Here is an 18,427-nt window from a genome sequence, read left to right on the forward strand (position 1 = left end):
TTGTAAGGGCCCCGACGGTCCCCTATAACCGGGCCGGACGTTCGAGCCCGCGCCGTTCCGGTCCGGGCTTGCCGAGGAGATGTTTGATGCCGTGGAAGAATCAGGGCGGAGGGCCATGGGGCTCGGGTCCGAAAGGGCCATGGGGCTCAGGTCCGCAATCGGTCGGGCCGAGGCCGCCCGACCTTGAAGACCTCCTGCGCCGTGGCCAGGACCGGCTGCAGCAATGGTTGCCCGGTGGACATCTAAGCGGCATGGGGATCGCGCTGGTGCTGGTCGCCGCGCTCGCGATCTGGTTTGCCTCCGGTATCTTCCGCGTGCAGTCCGAGGAGCTCGGCGTCGTGCTCCGCTTCGGCAAGTATGTGCGCGATGCGCAGCCGGGCCTGCGCTATCACCTGCCGTATCCGATCGAGACCGTGCTGCTGCCGAAGGCGCTGCGCGTGAACACGATCTCGATCGGCATGACCCTGATCGACGATCCCGCCCGGCGCGGCCGCACCATGCGCGACGTGCCGGAGGAGAGCCTGATGCTGACCGGCGACGAGAACATCGTCGACGTCGACTTCACCGTGCTGTGGCGCATCAAGCCGAACGGTGCCGGCGAGTTCCTGTTCAACATCCAGAACCCCGAAGGCACCGTGAAGGCGGTCGCCGAAAGCGCGATGCGCGAGGTGATCGGCCGCTCGATGATTCAGCCGATCCTCACTGGCGCCCGCACCTCGACCGAGACCGCGGTCCAGGACCTGATCCAGAAGACGCTCGACACCTACGGCGCAGGCATCCAGATCACCCAGGTGCAGATGCAGAAGGTCGACCCGCCGGCGCAGGTGATCGACGCGTTCCGCGACGTCCAGGCGGCACGCGCCAACCTCGAGCAGTTGCAGAACGAGGCGCAGACCTACGCCAACCGCATCGTGCCCGAGGCGCGCGGCCGTGCCGCGCAGATCATCCAGGCCGCCGAAGGCTACAAGGAGCAGGCGGTCGCCGAGGCCAAGGGCCAGAGCGCGCGCTTCCTCAAGGTCTATGAAGAGTACAAGAAGGCTCCCGACGTGACGCGTGAACGCATCTACCTGGAAACCATGGAGCGCGTGCTCGGTGGTTCCGAGAAGCTGGTTTATGACGGCGGCCCGGGCCAGAACATCGTGCCCTACCTTCCGCTCGGCGAACTGACGCCGCGGCGTCCGGCAGCGCCCGCCACGACCGGCCAGCCGCAGGGAGGCACGCGATGAGGTCCCCCGTTGCGGGCATTGCCGCCCTGATAGTCCTGTTCGTTCTGATCATCATCGCCTACAGCTCGGTGTTCACCGTGCAGCAGACCGAGCAGGCCCTCGTGGTCCGGTTCGGCAGGCCAGTTGACGTCATCACCGAGCCCGGGCTGAACTACAAGGCCCCGTTCACCGACAGCGTCATCTCGATCGACAAGCGCATTCTCGACCTCGAGAACCCGTCGCAGGAAGTGATCGCCTCCGACCAGAAGCGACTGGTGGTTGACGCGTTCGCCCGCTATCGCATCAAGGATGCGCTGCGCTTCTATACCAGCGTCGGCTCGATCCAGGCCGCCAACCTGCAGCTCACGACGCTGTTGAACGCGGCGTTGCGCCGCGTGCTCGGCGAGGTCACCTTCATCACGGTGGTCCGCGACGAGCGCGAGAAGCTGATGTCGCGGATCCGCGAGCAGCTCGACCGCGAAGCCGACGGCTACGGCATCCAGGTTGTCGACGTGCGGATCCGCCGTGCCGACCTGCCGGAGCAGAACAGCCAGGCCGTCTACGAGCGGATGAAGACCGAGCGGCAGCGCGAAGCCGCCGAATTCCGCGCCCAGGGCGGCCAGAAGGCACAGGAGATCCGCTCGAAGGCCGATCGCGAAGCGACCGTGATCATTGCGGAAGCAAACTCGACGGCGGAGCAGACCCGCGGCGCTGGTGATGCCGAGCGCAACCGCCTGTTTGCGGAAGCCTACGGCAAGGACCAGGACTTCTTCGCCTTCTACCGGTCGATGTCGGCCTATGAAAGCGGACTTCGCGCGAGCGATACCCGCTTCCTGTTGCGGCCGGACTCCGACTTCTTCAGGTATTTCGGCAACCCGACCGGCAAGCGGCCCGAGGCGGCCGCCGCGCCGAAATAGCCAGGTCCTAACACGGCGGCGACGCGGACAGCGCGCCGCCGCCACGCCAAGAAAAAGAAACCGCAAGCGGGAGGTTGCCATCCGATGAGGTCCATAGCGTTCGCCGACTTCCTCATCGGTGTGGGAATCCTGTTCGTGCTCGAAGGCATCCTGTTCGCTGCGAGCCCCGCGTGGATGCGCCGCGCGATGAAAAGCGCGATGGCGACGCCCGACAACATCCTGCGCGTCGTCGGCATCGGTTCGGCGGTCGCCGGGCTGGTCTTGATCTGGGTGGTGCGGCGCTGATCGTGCTGAAGTTCCCGCGCGAAAAGTGCGCTGGAATGAACGCAAACGTGAGGCGTTTGCGATCGGCTTTTCGCCGAAATATCCGGCCGGGATGCTTGCGCCGCGGCCACGTTCGGGCGCACTGTGCGGCCTAAGAATTCACCCCTTTCGCCTGGAGATAAGCCGATATGACCGCTGCCAGACCAGCCCTGAGCCGCCGCCTCCGCCTGATCGGAGCGGCGATCTCGATCGGAGCTGCAAGCATGCTGGGTTCGGTGCCGGCGTCTGCGCGCGGTCCCGAGGGTATCGCCGACATCGCCGAGAAGGTGATCGACGCCGTCGTCAACATCTCGACCTCGCAGACCGTGGAAGCCAAAGGCGGCGGCGCGATGCCGCAATTGCCGCCGGGGTCGCCGTTCGAGGAGTTCTTCGACGATTTCTTCAAGAACCGCCGCGGGCCGGGCGGTGGCAGCAAGGGTGGCGACAAGGGCGGTGAGTTTCAGCCGCGCAAGACCAATTCCTTGGGTTCCGGTTTCATCGTCGACACCTCGGGCATCGTCGTCACCAACAATCACGTTATCGCCGACGCTGACGAGATCAACGTCATCTTGAACGACGGCACCAAGATCAAGGCCGAGCTGGTCGGCGTCGACAAGAAAACCGATCTCGCCGTGCTGAAGTTCAAGCCGACCAAGCCGCTCACGGCGGTGAAGTTCGGCGACAGCGACAAGCTCCGCCTCGGCGACTGGGTGGTCGCGATCGGCAATCCGTTCAGCCTCGGTGGCTCGGTGACCGCGGGCATCGTCTCGGCCAAGAACCGCGACATCAGCCAGGGGCCCTATGACAGCTACATCCAGACCGACGCCGCCATCAACCGCGGCAACTCGGGCGGTCCGCTGTTCAACCTCGACGGCGAGGTGATCGGCGTCAACACGCTGATCATCTCGCCGACCGGCGGCTCGATCGGCCTCGGCTTCGCCGTGCCGTCGAAGACGGTCGCGGGCGTCGTCGACCAGCTGCAGAAGTTCGGCGAGCTGCGTCGCGGCTGGCTCGGCGTGCGCATCCAACAGGTCACCGACGAGATCGCCGAGAGCCTGAACATCAAGCCGGCGCGCGGCGCGCTCGTTGCCGGCGTCGACGAGAAGGGCCCGGCGAAGCCCGCCGGCATCGAGCCCGGCGACGTCGTCGTCAAGTTCGACGGCAAGGACGTCAAGGATCCGAAGGATCTGTCGCGCGTCGTTGCCGACACTGCGGTCGGCAAGGAAGTCGACGTCGTCATCATCCGCAAAGGCAGTGAGGAGACGCGCAAGGTCACGCTCGGCCGCCTCGAGGACAACGACAAGGTCCAGCAGGCCAACGCCAAGCCGAAGGACGAGCCGGCCGAGAAGCTGGTCACGCAGAAGGCGCTCGGCCTCGATCTCGCATCGCTGAGCAAGGACCTGCGCACCAAGTACAAGATCAAGGACAGCGTGAAGGGCGTCATTGTCACCGGCGTTGACGCCTCCTCCGATGCCGCCGAGAAGCGCCTGTCGGCCGGCGACGTCATCGTCGAGGTGGCGCAGGAGGCGGTCTCCAACGCCGCCGACATCAAGAAGCGCGTCGATCAGTTGAAGAAAGACGGCAAGAAGTCGGTGCTGCTGCTCGTCTCCAACGGCGACGGCGAACTGCGCTTCGTCGCGCTGAGCGTGCAGTGAGGTTCGCTCGTCATTGCCGGGCTTGACCCGGCAATCCATCGCCAACAAGATTCATCGGAAGATGGATGCCCGGGTCAAGCCCGGGCATGACGGCCTTTTGCCGGATCACCCCTCCACGAACTCGTCGCGCCGATAGCCCTGCGCGTAGAGCAGCGCGGTCAGGTCGCCGTGGTCGATCCGCGCCGCGGCGGCTTCGGCCACCGCTGGCTTGGCGTGATAGGCGACCCCAAGGCCGGCGGCCTGGATCATGCCGAGGTCGTTGGCGCCGTCGCCGGTGACCAGCGTGTCGATGTCGTCGAGGTCGAAGGATTCCATCAGGTCGACCAGGGTGGCGAGCTTGGTGGCGCGGCCGAGGATCGGCTCGATCACCTCGCCGGTCAGCTTGCCGTCCTCGACCTGCAGCTGGTTGGCGCGGTTCTCCTGGAAGCCGATCTTGGCGGCGACCACGTTGGTGAACAGCGTGAATCCGCCCGAGATCAGGCAGGTATAGGCGCCGTTGGCGCGCATGGTCATGACCAGCGCGCGGCCGCCTGGCGTCAGAGTGATGTGCTTCTCCAGCACCTCGTCGACGACGCCGACCGATAGTCCCTTGAGCAGCGCCACGCGCTCGCGCAGCGCCGATTCGAACTCGATCTCGCCGCGCATCGCGCGCTCGGTGATCGCAGCGACATGCGCCTTCAGCCCGGCGAAATCGGCGAGCTCGTCGATGCACTCCTGGCCGATCATGGTGGAATCCATGTCGGCCAGAAAAAGCTTCTTGCGTCGGGCGATCCGAGGCTGCACGACGATATCGATCGGCAGGTCGCCGCGCGCCTCGCGCAGGCGGGCTTCGAACGCCTTGACGTCGTCGCGGCTTGTGCTTTGGCTTTCGAAGGGAATGTCGACGGCCACCTCGTTGAACAGCCACTGCGCCGGGCCGGGTGAGGGCAGCACGGCCCGCGCGCCGTCGACGATGGTGGAGTCGAGCGCAGGGCTCGCGGGATTGCAGATGAGCGTGGCGACGAGGGACATGCAGGCGCGTTCGATGGTGGTGGACAAGGCCGTGCTTATCGCAGGGCCGACCGCCAGCGGCAAGTCGGCGCTGGCGCTCGAGCTTGCGCAAAAGACCGGCGGGATCGTGATCAACACCGATTCCATGCAGGTCTATCGCGACCTCAGGATCATCACGGCGCGCCCGACCGAGGCCGAGGAGGCGCTGGTTCCGCACCGGCTCTACGGTCATGTCGATGCAGCCGTGAATTTCTCCGCCGGCGCCTGGGTTGCCGACGCCGCAAAGGTGCGCGCGGAGGCGCGGGCGGAGGGCCGTTTGCCGATCTTCATCGGCGGCTCCGGTCTTTACTTCAAGGCGCTCACGCGCGGGCTGTCCGCGGTGCCGCCGATCCCGACCGCGGTGCGCGACAGCGTGCGCGCGCGACTGGAGCAGCACGGCGTCGAGGCGCTGCATTCCGAGCTTGCGCAGCGCGATCCGCTGTCGGCCGAGCGGCTGAGGCCGCGCGATCGCTCCCGGATCGCCCGCGCGCTCGAGGTCGTCGAGGCCACCGGACGGCCGTTGCCCGACTGGCATCGCGATGGTCTGCCGCCGCTGCTGCCGCCGGGCACATTCCGCGCCCTGTTCCTCGCGCCGGAGCGCGACGCCCTCTATGCCCGGATCGATGCCCGGTTCGAGGCGATGCTGGAGGCCGGCGCCCGCGAGGAGGTCGCGCGCCTGGCGGCCCGCAGGCTCGACCCGCTGCTGCCGGCCATGAAGGCCCATGGTGTGCCGGTGCTGATCCGGCACCTGAAGGGCGAGATCACGAAGGCGGAGGCCTCCGAGATCGGCCGGGCCGATACCCGTCATTACGCCAAGCGCCAGTTCACCTGGTTCCGCCACCAGCTCCCGGAATTCGAATGGGTCGCGCCGGAGGCGGCGCGGGGGTGGTTAGGCCTGTAGCCCGGATGGAGCGAAGCGAAATCCGGGGCTTGGCCCAGGGCGAGAGCACCCGGATTGCACTGCGCTCCATCCGGGCTACGGATTCGGACAGCGCCCAACAGCCATGCGCGTTCGCCGGCGCAAAAACACTCGCCGAACGCCCGGAACCCCGTTACACTGCGGAAATCGCGAAGATTGGGGCCTTGCCTTGACATTCGGGCTTTGGTCGCTATGTTCGCGCAACCTTTGGGAAGTCTGGGCCGTCTGATGCGTAATATTATTGCCAAAATCCTTATCGTCGTCGTACCCAGGCGCACCGCCGGGGATGGCTAGCGGCCATCCAAATTCAGGCGGTGTGCATGGGGCCTCTTGGGCCCCTTTTTATTTCCCGAAGCAGAACCGAACGAAAGCCGCGCAAAAGTTAAGCGCATCCGGAGCGAACCATGACCGACAAGAGCCACGACCCCAATCAGATGACCGGCGCCGCGATGATCGTGCGCGCGCTCATCGATCACGGCGTGCAGCACATCTTCGGCTATCCCGGCGGCGCGGTGCTTCCGATCTATGACGAGATTTTCCAGCAGAGCGAGGTCGAGCACATCCTGGTGCGTCACGAGCAGGGCGCCGGCCACGCTGCCGAAGGCTACGCACGCTCGACCGGCAAGCCCGGCGTCGTGCTGGTGACCTCGGGTCCCGGCGCCACCAACATGGTGACGCCGCTAACCGATGCGCTGATGGACTCGATCCCGCTGGTCTGCATCACCGGCCAGGTTCCGACGCACCTGATCGGCAACGACGCGTTCCAGGAATGCGACACCGTCGGCATCACGCGGCCCTGCACCAAGCACAACTGGCTGGTGCGTGACGTCAACGACCTCGCCAAGGTGCTGCATGAAGCGTTCTACGTCGCCACCACCGGCCGTCCCGGCCCGGTGCTGGTCGACGTGCCGAAGGACGTGCAGTTTGCGACTGGCACCTATCATCCGCCGCGCAAGTCGGACGTGCACGTGTCCTACACGCCGCGCGTGAAGGGCGATGCGACGCTGATCCGCAAGGCGGTGGCGATGCTCGCATCCGCAAAGCGCCCGGTGATCTACAGCGGCGGCGGCGTCATCAATGCCGGCCCGCAAGCCTCGAAGCTGCTGCGCCAGCTGGTCGAGGCGACCGGCTTTCCGATCACCTCGACCCTGATGGGGCTGGGCGCTTATCCCGCTTCGGGCCCGAACTGGCTCGGCATGCTCGGCATGCACGGCACTTACGAGGCCAACATGACGATGCATGATTGCGACGTCATGCTGTGCGTCGGCGCGCGCTTCGACGACCGCATCACCGGCCGCGTCGATGCGTTCTCGCCGGGCTCGAAGAAGATCCACATCGATATCGACCCGTCCTCGATCAACAAGAACATCCGCGTCGACGTGCCGATCATCGGCGACGCCGGCAACGTGCTCGGCGACCTGCTGCAGGTGTTCAAGGCGGAGGCGAAGAAGCCAGACATCAAGGCGTGGTGGCAGCAGATCGCGCAATGGCGCGCGCGCAATTCGCTGTCCTACAAGAAGAACAACGACATCATCCTGCCGCAATACGCGATCCAGCGGCTGTTCGAGCTGACGCGCGGCAAGGACACCTACATCACGACCGAGGTCGGCCAGCACCAGATGTGGGCGGCGCAGTTCTTCGGCTTCGAGGAACCGCACCGCTGGATGACGTCGGGCGGCCTCGGCACCATGGGCTACGGCCTGCCGGCCGCGCTCGGCGTGCAGGTTGCGCATCGCGACAGCCTGGTGATCGATATCGCCGGCGACGCCTCGGTGCAGATGACGATCCAGGAGATGTCGACGGCGGTCCAGCACGAGCTGCCGATCAAGATCTTCATCCTGAACAACCAGTACATGGGCATGGTGCGGCAGTGGCAGCAGCTCCTGCACGGCAACCGCCTGTCGCACTCCTATTCGGAAGCGTTGCCGGACTTCGTCAAGCTCGCCGACGCCTATGGCTGCGTCGGCCTGCGGGCGACGAAGCCCTCCGATCTCGACGGCGCGATCAAGGAGATGATCGCGGTCAAGCGTCCGGTGCTGTTCGATTGCCGCGTCGCGGCGCTCGAAAACTGCTTCCCGATGATCCCGTCGGGCAAGGCGCACAACGAGATGCTGCTGCCGGAAGAGGCGACCAGCGAGGCGACCGCAACGGCGTTCGCCGGCGGCAAGGCGTTGGTGTGAGGATGTCTTCTTCGCGGCATGCTTCCCTTCTTCACCTCGCCCCGCTTGCGGGGAGAGGTCGGATTGCGCGTGAGCGCAATCCGGGTGAGGGGGACTCTCCGCGGGTTCAACTCTCACGATTTTTGTGGAAGCAGCCCCTCACCCCAACCCTCTCCCCGCAAAGAGCGGGGAGAGGGAGTGGTCCGCGCGAGCGGATGATGCGGAGCTCGTTCGGAGGGCAGATCAATGTTTGACCTCAGGGAGCTCGAGCGCGCACACGAGATCGTGGGCCAGGCGGTGCCGCCGACGCCGGCGCATGTCTGGCCGCTGCTCGCAGAGCGGCTCGGCACGCGCGTCGTGGTCAAGCACGAGAACCACACGCCGATCGGCGCCTTCAAGGTGCGCGGCGGGCTCGTCTATCTCGACCGGCTGAAGCGCGAGCGGCCGGATGTCCCCGGGATCATCTCGGCGACGCGCGGCAATCACGGCCAGAGCCTGGCCTTCGCGGCGAGCCGTCACGGCGTGCCGGCGGTGATCTATGTGCCATCAGGCAATTCGGTCGAGAAGAACCGCGCGATGCATGCATTCGGCGCCGAACTGGTCGAGCACGGCGCGGATTTCCAGGCCGCGCGGGAGGAGGCGGAGCGCCGCGCCCAGTTCGCAGGGCTCCACATGGTGCCGTCGTTCCACCCGGACCTTGTGCTCGGTGTCGCGACCTACGCGCTCGAACTGTTCCGGACCGCGCCGGATATCGACATTCTCTACGTGCCGATCGGGCAGGGCTCCGGCATCTGCGGCTGCATCATGGCGCGTGACCTGCTCGGCCTGAAGACCGAGATCGTCGGCGTGCAGTCCACCGAAGCGCCGTCCTACGCGCTGTCGCTTGCCGCAGGAAAGATCGTCTCGACCGAGACCAGCAACACCCGCGCCGACGGTATGGCGACGCGGATTCCGGACGCGGACGCATTCGACCTGATCCGCAAGGGCGCGTCCCGCATCGTGCAGGTGACCGACGACGAGGTGGGAGCCGCGATCCGCGCCTACTGGACCGACACGCACAATCTCGCCGAAGGCGCCGGCGCGGCGGCACTCGCGGCCGCGCTGCAGGAGAAGGGTAGGCTCGCCGGCAAGCGCGTCGGCCTGATCCTGAGCGGCGGCAATATCGATTTCGATCTGTTCCGCACGTGGGTCGGAACGGATGTCACACCGTCCGCCCGGCGGGCGGTGGCGTGACGAGAGGACATAAGGGGACGACAATGAACCAGCCCGCATCCGCCTACTTCCTGGAAGAGCGTCACGATCCCAACGAGACGCACACGCTGTCGGTGCTCGTGCAGAACGAGCCCGGCGTGCTGGCGCGCGTGATCGGATTGTTCTCCGGCCGCGGCTACAACATCGACAGTCTTACGGTGTCGGAGACCGAGAGCCAGAAGCATCTCTCGCGCATCACCATAGTCACGACAGGCACGCCGATGGTGATCGAGCAGATCAAGCACCAGCTCGACCGCATGATCCCGGTCTACCGCGTCGTCGACATGACGCTGACCGGGCGCTCGATCGAGCGGGAGCTCGCGATGGTCAAGGTGAGGGGCACCGGCGATCACCGCGTCGAGGCGCTGCGGCTCGCGGATGCGTTCCGGGCCCGGGTGATCGATGCCACGACCGAGAGCTTTGTGTTCGAGATCACAGGCAACTCCGCCAAGATCAATCAATTCATCGACCTGATGCGCCCGCTGGGCCTGGTCGAGGTGTCACGAACCGGGGTGGCCGCCATCACGCGCGGGCCGGAAGGGATGTGAACATGTTGGCGCGCGACTGGTACTACACGCAACGGCGGCGGGTCGGTCTCGATACTGCGGTCGCCTCGATCTATGACCGCCACGACGACAGCGACGTCCGCGCCCGCCAGGCGCTGACCATGCTGGGCGTCAAGCCGGGTTGGCGGGTCGCCGACATCGGCTGCGGCAACGGCGTGCTCGCGACCGAAGCCGCGCTGATCGGCGCCGAGGTCGACGCGATCGACATCTCGCCGGCGATGCTCGGGCTCGCCGACATCTACGCCCGCGACCGCAAGGCGCGGATCCGGACCCAGCCGGCCGGTCTGCTCTCCTTCGCCTATCAGCCGAATTCCTACGACCTCATCGTCAGCGAGTTCACGCTGCACCATCTGCCGGATTTCTGGAAGGCGGTCGCGATGTCGCGGATCTTCAAAGCACTGAAGCCCGGCGCGAACTTCTACTTGCGTGACATGGTGTTCGTCAGCATGCCCGACGGCGTCGAGCGCGACGTCGAGGGCTGGGCCGACTTCTCGATCAAGAACCACGATTTCGAGCGCGAAAGCGTGATGACCCATATGCGCGACGAATATTCGACCTTCGGCTGGGTGATGGAGCGGATGCTGACCGAGGTCGGCTTCACGCTGGTCTCGGCCGATTATCACGCGCCTCTCCACGGCACCTACCTCCTACGCAAACCGAAACCGGACCAACAGATCTAGAACAACAAGGGTTTGGGCGGCCGATTTCCGACAAGATCATGCCCAACAAGAACAGAACTGGAAACAAAGAGCCGAAAAATGAAGCCGGCCGATGTGGGCATCGCCGTCATGGTTGCGGTGATCTGGGGGCTTGCGTTCGTCGCGAGCCGGCTCGCGCTTGACGAGCTGCCGCCCGAACTGATGACCGCGCTGCGCTTTGGCATTGCGGCCGTGCCGTGCCTGTTCCTGCCCAAGCCGAAGCAGGTGTCGTGGCCGCTCCTGATCGCGATCAGCTTCACGCTGTTCCTCGGTCAGTTCCTGGCGCAATCCATCGCGATTGCGCATGGCATGCCGGTCGGGCTCACCAGCGTGATCGTGCAGAGTCAGGCGCTGTTCACCATCGGCTTTGCCGCACTTCTGTTCGGCGAATTGCCGTCGCGGATGCAGACGGTCGGCATCGCCGTTGCGGGAATCGGCCTTTTGATGATCTGCGGCACCGTCGGCTATGATTTCAGCGTCACGGCCTTCGCCATCCTGATGATCTCGCCGATCTCGTTCGCGATCGGCAACCTGCTGCTGCGGCCGGCGCAGGGCGCGCCGATGTTCCAGCTGTTTGCGTGGCTCTGCCTGTGCGCCGCGATCCCGTTGTTTGCTCTATCGCTGCTGACGCTCGGAGCGAAGCCGGTATGGCTGGCGCTGTCGCATTTGTCGCTTGTCGGTGTGCTCTCGCTACTGTTCGTCGGCGCCATCTCGACCAGCATCGCCTACTGGCTGTGGGGCGCGCTGTTGCGGGACCATCCAGCGGCGCAGGTGGTGCCGTTCGCGCTGCTGGTGCCGTTCGTCGGCTCGGCGGCGTCGAGCATCGTGTTCAGTGAACGGTTCGGACCGCTGCGGCTCGCGGGAATGATCACCGTCATCGGCGGCATCGCGGTGATGCTGCTGTCGAAGCGGCCGAAAGGCCTAACAAAAAAGACCCTGCCGAAGGTCGCGTGAGGGCACCATGTCGCATTCGCTGCTGCTTGCTTTCGTCGTGTTCGCCGTCGTGATGTTCTTCACGCCGGGCCCCAACAACATCATGCTGCTGTCGTCGGGACTGACCTACGGCTTCCGCCGCACGGTGCCGCATATTGCAGGTATCACGGTCGGCTTCGCCTTCATGGTCGGCGCCGTCGGCGTTGGCCTCGGCGCCGTCTTCATCGCCTATCCGGTGCTGCAGACCATCCTCAAATACGCAGGCGTGGCCTATCTGGTCTATCTCGCCGCCGTCATCGCGATGGCGGAGCCGCCGTCGGCCGACCAGAACGACGGCAAGGGTGGCCGCCCCATGACCTTCTGGGGCGCTGCCATGTTCCAATGGGTCAACGCCAAGGGCTGGGTGATGGTGATCGGCACCATCACCGCCTATGCGGCGATCGCCGCCTTCCCGTGGAACATCGCGATCCAGGTCAGCCTGAGCCTGCTCCTGGGAGCCCTGTCCTGCACCCTGTGGGCGCTGTTCGGCACTGCGCTGCGGCCGATCCTGACCTCGCCCCGGGCGATCAGGGCCTTCAACGTGGTGATGGCCATCCTGCTCCTGGCCTCGCTCTACCCGGTCTTCATGGACGCATGATGCCGCACCGCGCCATGCGAGATGGGGGTTTCCCCTGACGGGGAAAATGCTCTAGACAACGCCGGAAATTCGCGGGCGCCCGGCGGTTTTGTCCTTCCGAAAGCCTGACCCATCGGCCGATTTTGGCCCCCCTTTTGAAACGAGGAAACCACGATGCGAGTTTACTACGATCGCGATGCCGACCTGAACCTGATCAAGGGCAAGAAGGTCGCCATTGTCGGCTATGGCAGCCAGGGCCACGCCCACGCGCTCAACCTGAAGGATTCCGGCGTCAAGGACGTCGCCATTGCGCTCCGCAAGGGCTCGGCCTCGGCCAAGAAGGCGGAAGCCGCCGGTTTCAAGGTGCTGGAAGTCGCCGAGGCCGCCAAATGGGCTGACCTCGTCATGATGCTGACCCCGGACGAGCTGCAGGGCGATATCTATCGCGAGCACCTGCACGACAACATGAAGAAGGGCGCGGCCCTCGTCTTCGCCCACGGCCTCAATGTGCACTTCAACCTGCTCGACCCGCGCGCCGACCTCGACGTGTTGATGATCGCGCCGAAGGGCCCCGGCCACACCGTGCGTTCGGAATACCAGCGCGGCGGCGGCGTGCCCTGCCTGATCGCGATCGCCAAGGACGTCTCGGGCAACGCCCATGACCTCGGCCTCAGCTATGCTTCGGCGATCGGCGGCGGCCGCGCCGGCATCATCGAAACCACCTTCAAGGAAGAGTGCGAGACCGATCTGTTCGGCGAGCAGGTGGTGCTCTGCGGCGGCCTGGTCGAGCTGATCAAGGGCGGCTACGAGACGCTGGTCGAGGCCGGCTACGCGCCGGAGATGGCCTATTTCGAGTGCCTGCACGAGGTGAAGCTGATCGTCGACCTGATCTATGAAGGCGGCATCGCCAACATGAACTACTCGATCTCCAACACCGCCGAGTACGGCGAGTACGTCACCGGCCCGCGCATCATCACCGACGAGACCAAGAAGGAAATGCGCAAGGTGCTGGCCGACATCCAGGGCGGCAAGTTCGCCCGCGACTGGATGCTGGAGAACAAGGTCAACCAGACCTCGTTCAAGGCGACCCGCGCCAAGCTCGCCGCGCATCCGATCGAGGAGGTCGGCGCCAAGCTCCGCGACATGATGCCGTGGATCAAGAAGGGCGCGCTGGTCGACAAGTCGAAGAACTAAGGCTTGTAGGGCGGGCAAAGCGAAGCGTGCCCGCCACCACGAGCACAGCGTTTGATGGTGGGCACGGCGCCGGTGCGCTTTTGCCCACCCTACGCGCAAATAGAAAGGGTGGGTGAGGCGTCTGCCTTGCCCACCCTTTACGTTTGTGATGCCGTGAAAAGCGCCGGGTCGGCTACTCCACAGCCATCGGCTGCTTCTCGATCCTGTTGTGCAGCTGCCAGAAGCGCACCGTGCGCTGCGCGGTTTCCAGCGACAGCCGCCGGTAGTCGCGCTGCGCGACCTCGAGCGTGGCGTCGTCGAGCGGATGCGGCAGCGGCCGCTTGCGCAGGATGGTTTCGACCGTCGGCCAGTTGAGCCGCGCGGAGCGGCACGGGATCAGGATCAGGTCAGAGCGGTGGCCGAGCATAAGCCGCTCGATCATCTCGATCGGCATGTCGTTGAGCACGGCGAGCGCGACCGTGACCTCGTCGAACTTGCTGTCTTCGGCGAACTTGTAGACGGCCGCGTCATCGAGCTCGTTCAGCTGCTTCATCAGCTTGACGAGTTCCTCGGCGACGCCGTAGTTGCGGCGCGGGGCGGCGGGGCCCTCCTGGGCAATGTCGTTCAGCACCTTCTGGATTTCGTCACGCACCGCGGGCGGCGCGATTGCAAGCAGGCGGGCGCGCACCGCTTCCTTGGCGCGGCGCAACAGCTCGCTCAACAGCTTGGCCGGAATGTCGATGCGCAGCCCGAGGATCTCGATCAGCTCGTCGTCGCCCTCGGCGCGGGCGACGATGTTGGAATAGCCGTCCTGGGAGAAGCGCGCGGTCGCGTTCTTGGCGAGGCGCCGGATCACCTTGTCCCCGCCGCGGGTGATGATCACGTCGGTCACCGCCTCGGGCAGATTCTCGCGCGCCGAGATCGCTAACAGGTGATCCTGTCCCTTGGTGCTGGCGATCGCGAACAGCGCCTCGCTGCTGAGGCGGCTGGAATGGGTCAGCACGTCGGCGGCGACTGAGATGTCGTCGTCCCAGGCGAGATACTGGATCACCTCGAACGGAGCGTAGTCGAGCGGCGCGAGGCGCTTGCTGAGCTCGGCGCGCGCCCGCGTCTCGACGCGTGCGATCAGGAGACAGAGCACGTCGTCGAACACCTTGACCTGCTCGTCGTTGAGGCGGTCGCCGTCGTTCAGGAAAAGGTCGGTCACCCGCCGCAGCGTCTGCACGCGCTTCGCGGAAGTTCCGTCCCGGACAGCATCTTCTAGTTCGGCAATGATCGAATGTGCCGGCTGTTGCGCCATGAGGGCAGCCTGTTGATTGTTGAATGACACCCGCATGCAAGATTCCGCATACGGTCTTACGCCTGCGTTAAGCCGGCACCCCGTACAAATACAGCCACAATGCATCGTTAACGGGCTACGACCGGGCGGGACTCAATTCGTCATTCTTGCGCGCGGGTATTTCGGCTGTCGGACCGGGTTGCGGCCGCCGGTGCGGCAGCGGAGGTCCATCGGCCGGCGCCGCCTTTAAGGAATTCTTCAGGACGTCTCTCGCCGGTCAAACCGCGACGCGGCCGATCCGGGGCGGGGTGAGCGGCCTATGCCGCGGCCGCTGCGCGCCGATCGACCGCAAACACCTCGACCAACGCGGCGCGGCCGCGCAATTGCGTCGCGCCGAACGGCTCGATCGCAAGGTCATCGGCTGATGGCAGCAGGCGAAGCAGCTCGCCCGACACCAGCAGCGGACGGCCGGCCTCCTTGCAATGCTGCTGCAGCCGCGCCGTCACGTTCACGGTGTCGCCGAAATAGGCGACCTGCCGGCGGGAATCGCCGCACTCGCTGATCACGACGGGGCCGGCATGGAGGCCGGCGCGGAATGCAGGGATCACGCCGAATTCCTTCTGGTAGCGGTCGGCGAGCTCGGCCAGGCGATCCTGGATCGCGAACACACAATCGAGACAGCGCCGCGCCGGCCGGCCGGTCTTGACCGGCCATGTCACGATCACCTCGTCGCCGACATAGGCGTGCACTTCACCGCCATGCACGACGATGGCCTCATCGATGTCGAAGAAGAAGCGCGTCAGGAGTTCCTGCACGCGCAATTCCCCCATGCCCTCCGCAAGCGTCGTCGAGCCGACGAGGTCAAGAAACAGCAGCACACGCTCCTCGCGCGTCGGCCGCCGGTAGCGTCCGAGCACGACATTGACCAGCGTCCGGCCGCCGATCATCCGGATCAGCTCGTAGACCGCGGTGATCACAAACGACAGCGCGAGCGAAATGCCCATGATCTTCGGCAGGTCGCCGACGATCCATCTGACCGCGACCCCATAGGGATAGAGGATCGCCTCCAGCCCGATCGCGACAATGACGACGATGCATGCCGTCGTGATGGTGCGGACCAGCAATTCGATGATGAAAGGCCATCGCCGTATCCAGGCGCTGCTGCGGGACGTGAAATAGAGATGAACGCCCCATACCGCGAGCGTTAGTCCAGCGCCATGGACGGCGCTGCGCAGATAATTGGCAATGTCGGCTTCGCTGACCTCGTCGAAGACATAGCGATACAGGCCGCCCACCAGCAGACCAAACACTGCCAGGACGATGGTAGGCGTCACGAAGCGCCGCATGTCTCCTCCACGCCCTCCAGATATCCTGCGCGGGGGCGGTCTGGCTAGCCACGACGCAGCCTGGTCCGGGCTGTGTCAAGCTCGCGCCATTGCACTAGGATGTCGCCCACCTACATGGGCAGGAACAAATACGAGGGGGAAGCGACATGAAATCTGCCGTCATCACGGGTGCGTCCACCGGCATCGGCTGGGCCGCCGCAAAGCTGCTGCTCGATCGCGGATTTCGCGTGTTCGGCAGCGTCCGCAAGCAGGCCGACGCCGACCGGCTCAAAAGCGAGTTCGGCGCCAATTTCACCCCGCTGATCTTCGATGTCACCGATGAGGCCGCCGTGCTGGCGGCGGCGCGCGAGGTGCGGAGCGCGCTGAACGGCGAGACGCTGACCGGCCTCGTCAACAATGCCGGCATCGCGGTGACGGGCCCGGTGCTTGAACTGTCGGCTGATGAATTCCGCCGCCAGATGGACGTCAACGTGATCGGGCCGATCATCTCGACCCAGGCGTTCGGCCCGCTGCTCGGCACCGATCCGTCGCTGAAGGGCCCGCGCGGGCGCATCGTGATGATCTCCTCGGTCGCCGGCAAGAACGGCAACCCGCTGACGCCCGCCTATGCGGCGTCCAAGCACGCGATCGAGGGACTGTCGGAGAGCCTGCGCCGCGAGCTGATGCTGTTCGGCATCGACGTCATCATCGTCGCGCCGGGGCCGGTCAAGACGCCGATCTGGGGCAAGGGCCAGCAGGACGTCGATATCGCCAAGTACCAGAACTCGCCCTATCTGCCGGCGCTGCAGAAGGTCAGCGTCTACATGCAGCATCTCGACTCGATCGGCCTGCCGCCGGAGAAGATCGCCGAGGTCATCTTCGATGCGTTGACGCTGCCGCGGCCGAAAGTGCGCTATCAGATCGCGCCCGACCCGATGCGCCACATCATTACCAGGGTGCTGCCGAAGCGGATGGTCGACAAGATCATCGCCAAGCGCCTCGGCCTGATGCCGCGGACCTGATGGCCATGCTGAAATCCTTGATCGTGGCCGCTGTCGGGGCGTTTGCGACTGCCGCTTGCGCCGGCGACCAGGGCGACCCCGACCAGGCCTGCGACGGCAACACTTTCCAGATGGTCGAATGCCTCAAGGCCAAGACCGCGCAATGGGACAAGCGCATGACGATCGCCTATCAGCAGGCGATGAAGGATGCGCCCGACAAGCAGCGCGAGCAGCTGCGCGCCGCGCAGCGGCTATGGATCCAGTACCGCGACGCCAACTGCCTCTACTACGGCCTGGGCGAGGGCACCATCGCCCGCATCGACGCTGGCGAATGCATGCGCAGCATGACGGAGGCCCGCGCCAGGGAGCTCGAGACGATCGGCCATCAGTGAGCCATCTTCCTTCGTCATCACCCGTCGCCATGACGGACGGAAAAAATCGGGATGAACTGACGCGGCTTGCCGACGATGCGTTGCGCGCGCAGCCGGGATGCGAGACCGCACGCGTGACGGCGGTCTCTGCGCTGCCGCATGTGCGTGTCGGCCGCAATTGGGAGATCCCGAACGTGATTCTCGGAGACAGCCTGATCAGCGACGTCGACCGCGCCGTCATGACCGTTCATCGACGATTGGGCCGCAAGTTCCACCTTGTGGGAAGTGACTAGCGCTTTATCCGGCCTGCGCCGTGCGCGGCGCCGCCCGCGAGGCCATCGCGATCATCCGCAGCGTGAACACGGCAACGAGCGGAATCAGGAACAGCGCGTAGAGCGGCATCTCGGGGATGCGCTTGCCGAACGACACCGTGAACTGCAGCAAGAGGTAATAGCCGCCGGTCAGGTGCAGCGCGCGCCAGGCCCGCGGACCGAGCAGGGAAGCGGTGCGGTCGAACGAGGTCGCGGTCAGCGCGATGATGAAGGCATAGCCGATGCCGCCGAAGACATAGGATGCGGCCGACGTTGCGGCGGCGAAGCCTGGCGGATCGATGTTCGCGAACCACACGATCGCACCGGCGTGGATCGCGTGCGACGCGGCAAAGGTGACGCCGAGGTAGCGGCGATTGCGGCGCTGCCAGCGCGTCCAGGCATTGGGCCTGAGCTGCGCCAGCGCCGCGGCGGAGAAGGCGAGGCAGAAGAACAGCAGCGAGGTGCGCGCCGTGAAGCGGATCACCATCCGCACGCCCTCGACCTCGAACTGCCGCATGCCGGCGATCCAGACGCAGAGGCCGATCAGGATCAGCGTGAGCACGCCGAACAGCCGCCAGCCCTCGAACCAGTTTTGACGCATCGGCATGTCCGTCCCCTTCTTGGTGCCGTCATTGCGAGGAGCGAAGCGACGACGCAATCCATTCTGCTGTCTTGGCGGGATGGATTGCTTCGCTTCGCTCGCAATGACGCGGAGC

19 protein-coding genes are annotated in these 18,427 nt (G+C 65.5%); 15 read left to right on the forward strand and 4 right to left on the reverse strand.

What is annotated here, in order from left to right:
• Positions 1-86: 86 nt before the first annotated feature.
• The 4 genes from hflK to ACFFWD_RS17665 all read left to right on the forward strand — a co-directional run bounded on the left by hflK (position 87) and on the right by ACFFWD_RS17665 (position 4,080).
• Positions 87-1,226: an FtsH protease activity modulator HflK gene (gene hflK, locus ACFFWD_RS17650; RefSeq protein WP_376967310.1), complete on the forward strand. Its 1,140-nt coding sequence runs from the start codon at positions 87-89 to the stop codon at positions 1,224-1,226.
• Complete coding sequence (hflC, locus tag ACFFWD_RS17655; protein WP_376967312.1) at positions 1,223-2,122, forward strand: protease modulator HflC; 900 nt, start codon at positions 1,223-1,225, stop codon at positions 2,120-2,122. Before hflK ends, hflC begins: the two co-directional genes overlap by 4 nt.
• Before the next feature lie 84 nt (positions 2,123-2,206).
• Positions 2,207-2,407 carry a DUF2065 domain-containing protein gene (locus ACFFWD_RS17660; protein ID WP_376967314.1) on the forward strand — a complete coding sequence of 67 codons (201 nt, stop codon included), beginning with the start codon at positions 2,207-2,209 and terminating at the stop codon, positions 2,405-2,407.
• Between the two features lie 167 nt (positions 2,408-2,574).
• Positions 2,575-4,080, forward strand: coding sequence for a Do family serine endopeptidase (locus ACFFWD_RS17665; RefSeq protein WP_376967316.1), 1,506 nt, complete (start codon positions 2,575-2,577; stop codon positions 4,078-4,080).
• A 105-nt stretch (positions 4,081-4,185) separates the two neighbouring features.
• On the opposite strand, the gene serB is transcribed toward ACFFWD_RS17665, so the two are convergent.
• Positions 4,186-5,091: a phosphoserine phosphatase SerB gene (gene serB, locus ACFFWD_RS17670; protein ID WP_376967318.1), complete on the reverse strand. Its 906-nt coding sequence runs from the start codon at positions 5,089-5,091 to the stop codon at positions 4,186-4,188.
• Here serB and miaA point away from each other — a divergent pair.
• The 8 genes from miaA (at position 5,069) to ilvC (ending at position 13,445) form a co-directional block, all read left to right on the forward strand.
• Complete coding sequence (miaA, locus tag ACFFWD_RS17675; RefSeq protein WP_376967320.1) at positions 5,069-6,010, forward strand: tRNA (adenosine(37)-N6)-dimethylallyltransferase MiaA; 942 nt, start codon at positions 5,069-5,071, stop codon at positions 6,008-6,010. The two genes, serB and miaA, sit on opposite strands and share 23 nt — an antisense overlap.
• Positions 6,011-6,432: 422 nt before the next feature.
• Positions 6,433-8,208, forward strand: a complete 1,776-nt coding sequence (locus tag ACFFWD_RS17680; RefSeq protein WP_376967322.1) for an acetolactate synthase 3 large subunit — start codon at positions 6,433-6,435, stop codon at positions 8,206-8,208.
• Positions 8,209-8,433: 225 nt separating this feature from the next.
• A complete protein-coding gene (locus tag ACFFWD_RS17685) occupies positions 8,434-9,420 on the forward strand; it encodes a threonine dehydratase (protein WP_376967324.1) in 987 nt (328 codons plus the stop codon).
• A gap of 23 nt (positions 9,421-9,443) precedes the next feature.
• Positions 9,444-9,986: an acetolactate synthase small subunit gene (gene ilvN / locus ACFFWD_RS17690; protein ID WP_376967326.1), complete on the forward strand. Its 543-nt coding sequence runs from the start codon at positions 9,444-9,446 to the stop codon at positions 9,984-9,986.
• A gap of 2 nt (positions 9,987-9,988) precedes the next feature.
• On the forward strand, positions 9,989-10,684 hold the full coding sequence (locus tag ACFFWD_RS17695; RefSeq protein WP_376967328.1) for a class I SAM-dependent methyltransferase: 696 nt from the start codon (positions 9,989-9,991) through the stop codon (positions 10,682-10,684).
• A 78-nt stretch (positions 10,685-10,762) separates the two neighbouring features.
• On the forward strand, positions 10,763-11,656 hold the full coding sequence (locus tag ACFFWD_RS17700; RefSeq protein ID WP_376967330.1) for an EamA family transporter: 894 nt from the start codon (positions 10,763-10,765) through the stop codon (positions 11,654-11,656).
• 7 nt (positions 11,657-11,663) lie between these two features.
• Complete coding sequence (locus ACFFWD_RS17705) at positions 11,664-12,272, forward strand: LysE family translocator (protein ID WP_376967332.1); 609 nt, start codon at positions 11,664-11,666, stop codon at positions 12,270-12,272.
• A 153-nt stretch (positions 12,273-12,425) separates the two neighbouring features.
• Entirely contained in the window at positions 12,426-13,445 is a 1,020-nt protein-coding gene (gene ilvC, locus ACFFWD_RS17710; protein WP_376967334.1) for a ketol-acid reductoisomerase, read from the forward strand.
• A 172-nt stretch (positions 13,446-13,617) separates the two neighbouring features.
• Here the strand turns inward: ilvC and ACFFWD_RS17715 are convergent, their stop codons facing one another.
• Positions 13,618-14,760, reverse strand: coding sequence for a DUF2336 domain-containing protein (locus ACFFWD_RS17715; RefSeq protein WP_376967336.1), 1,143 nt, complete (start codon positions 14,758-14,760; stop codon positions 13,618-13,620).
• A gap of 260 nt (positions 14,761-15,020) precedes the next feature.
• Complete coding sequence (locus ACFFWD_RS17720) at positions 15,021-16,049, reverse strand: adenylate/guanylate cyclase domain-containing protein (RefSeq protein WP_376967338.1); 1,029 nt, start codon at positions 16,047-16,049, stop codon at positions 15,021-15,023.
• Positions 16,050-16,195: 146 nt separating this feature from the next.
• Between ACFFWD_RS17720 and ACFFWD_RS17725 the strand changes: the two genes are divergently transcribed.
• Genes ACFFWD_RS17725 through ACFFWD_RS17735 form a run of 3 tightly spaced genes read left to right on the forward strand, consistent with a single transcriptional unit; the run spans position 16,196 to position 17,693 of the window.
• On the forward strand, positions 16,196-17,050 hold the full coding sequence (locus ACFFWD_RS17725) for an SDR family oxidoreductase (protein WP_376967340.1): 855 nt from the start codon (positions 16,196-16,198) through the stop codon (positions 17,048-17,050).
• Between the two features lie 5 nt (positions 17,051-17,055).
• Positions 17,056-17,421, forward strand: coding sequence for a lysozyme inhibitor LprI family protein (locus ACFFWD_RS17730; protein WP_376967342.1), 366 nt, complete (start codon positions 17,056-17,058; stop codon positions 17,419-17,421).
• Positions 17,422-17,450: 29 nt separating this feature from the next.
• Positions 17,451-17,693: a hypothetical protein gene (locus ACFFWD_RS17735; RefSeq protein ID WP_376967344.1), complete on the forward strand. Its 243-nt coding sequence runs from the start codon at positions 17,451-17,453 to the stop codon at positions 17,691-17,693.
• 4 nt (positions 17,694-17,697) lie between these two features.
• On the opposite strand, the gene ACFFWD_RS17740 is transcribed toward ACFFWD_RS17735, so the two are convergent.
• Positions 17,698-18,318, reverse strand: a complete 621-nt coding sequence (locus ACFFWD_RS17740) for a hypothetical protein (protein WP_376967346.1) — start codon at positions 18,316-18,318, stop codon at positions 17,698-17,700.
• Positions 18,319-18,427 lie beyond the last annotated feature (109 nt).

Source organism: Bradyrhizobium erythrophlei (assembly GCF_042430365.1).
GTDB classification, from domain to species: Bacteria; Pseudomonadota; Alphaproteobacteria; order Rhizobiales; family Xanthobacteraceae; genus Bradyrhizobium; species Bradyrhizobium erythrophlei.

What these genes read in the sequence shown, in the direction of transcription:
- hflK (WP_376967310.1), top strand. Translation starts at nt 87, where the DNA reads ATGCCGTGGAAGAATCAGGGCGGAGGGCCATGGGGCTCGGGTCCGAAA.
- hflC (WP_376967312.1), top strand. Translation starts at nt 1,223, where the DNA reads ATGAGGTCCCCCGTTGCGGGCATTGCCGCCCTGATAGTCCTGTTCGTT.
- ACFFWD_RS17660 (WP_376967314.1), top strand. Translation starts at nt 2,207, where the DNA reads ATGAGGTCCATAGCGTTCGCCGACTTCCTCATCGGTGTGGGAATCCTG.
- ACFFWD_RS17665 (WP_376967316.1), top strand. Translation starts at nt 2,575, where the DNA reads ATGACCGCTGCCAGACCAGCCCTGAGCCGCCGCCTCCGCCTGATCGGA.
- miaA (WP_376967320.1), top strand. Translation starts at nt 5,069, where the DNA reads ATGAGCGTGGCGACGAGGGACATGCAGGCGCGTTCGATGGTGGTGGAC.
- serB (WP_376967318.1), bottom strand. Translation starts at nt 5,091, where the DNA reads ATGTCCCTCGTCGCCACGCTCATCTGCAATCCCGCGAGCCCTGCGCTC.
- ACFFWD_RS17680 (WP_376967322.1), top strand. Translation starts at nt 6,433, where the DNA reads ATGACCGACAAGAGCCACGACCCCAATCAGATGACCGGCGCCGCGATG.
- ACFFWD_RS17685 (WP_376967324.1), top strand. Translation starts at nt 8,434, where the DNA reads ATGTTTGACCTCAGGGAGCTCGAGCGCGCACACGAGATCGTGGGCCAG.
- ilvN (WP_376967326.1), top strand. Translation starts at nt 9,444, where the DNA reads ATGAACCAGCCCGCATCCGCCTACTTCCTGGAAGAGCGTCACGATCCC.
- ACFFWD_RS17695 (WP_376967328.1), top strand. Translation starts at nt 9,989, where the DNA reads ATGTTGGCGCGCGACTGGTACTACACGCAACGGCGGCGGGTCGGTCTC.
- ACFFWD_RS17700 (WP_376967330.1), top strand. Translation starts at nt 10,763, where the DNA reads ATGAAGCCGGCCGATGTGGGCATCGCCGTCATGGTTGCGGTGATCTGG.
- ACFFWD_RS17705 (WP_376967332.1), top strand. Translation starts at nt 11,664, where the DNA reads ATGTCGCATTCGCTGCTGCTTGCTTTCGTCGTGTTCGCCGTCGTGATG.
- ilvC (WP_376967334.1), top strand. Translation starts at nt 12,426, where the DNA reads ATGCGAGTTTACTACGATCGCGATGCCGACCTGAACCTGATCAAGGGC.
- ACFFWD_RS17715 (WP_376967336.1), bottom strand. Translation starts at nt 14,760, where the DNA reads ATGCGGGTGTCATTCAACAATCAACAGGCTGCCCTCATGGCGCAACAG.
- ACFFWD_RS17720 (WP_376967338.1), bottom strand. Translation starts at nt 16,049, where the DNA reads ATGCGGCGCTTCGTGACGCCTACCATCGTCCTGGCAGTGTTTGGTCTG.
- ACFFWD_RS17725 (WP_376967340.1), top strand. Translation starts at nt 16,196, where the DNA reads ATGAAATCTGCCGTCATCACGGGTGCGTCCACCGGCATCGGCTGGGCC.
- ACFFWD_RS17730 (WP_376967342.1), top strand. Translation starts at nt 17,056, where the DNA reads ATGCTGAAATCCTTGATCGTGGCCGCTGTCGGGGCGTTTGCGACTGCC.
- ACFFWD_RS17735 (WP_376967344.1), top strand. Translation starts at nt 17,451, where the DNA reads ATGACGGACGGAAAAAATCGGGATGAACTGACGCGGCTTGCCGACGAT.
- ACFFWD_RS17740 (WP_376967346.1), bottom strand. Translation starts at nt 18,318, where the DNA reads ATGCCGATGCGTCAAAACTGGTTCGAGGGCTGGCGGCTGTTCGGCGTG.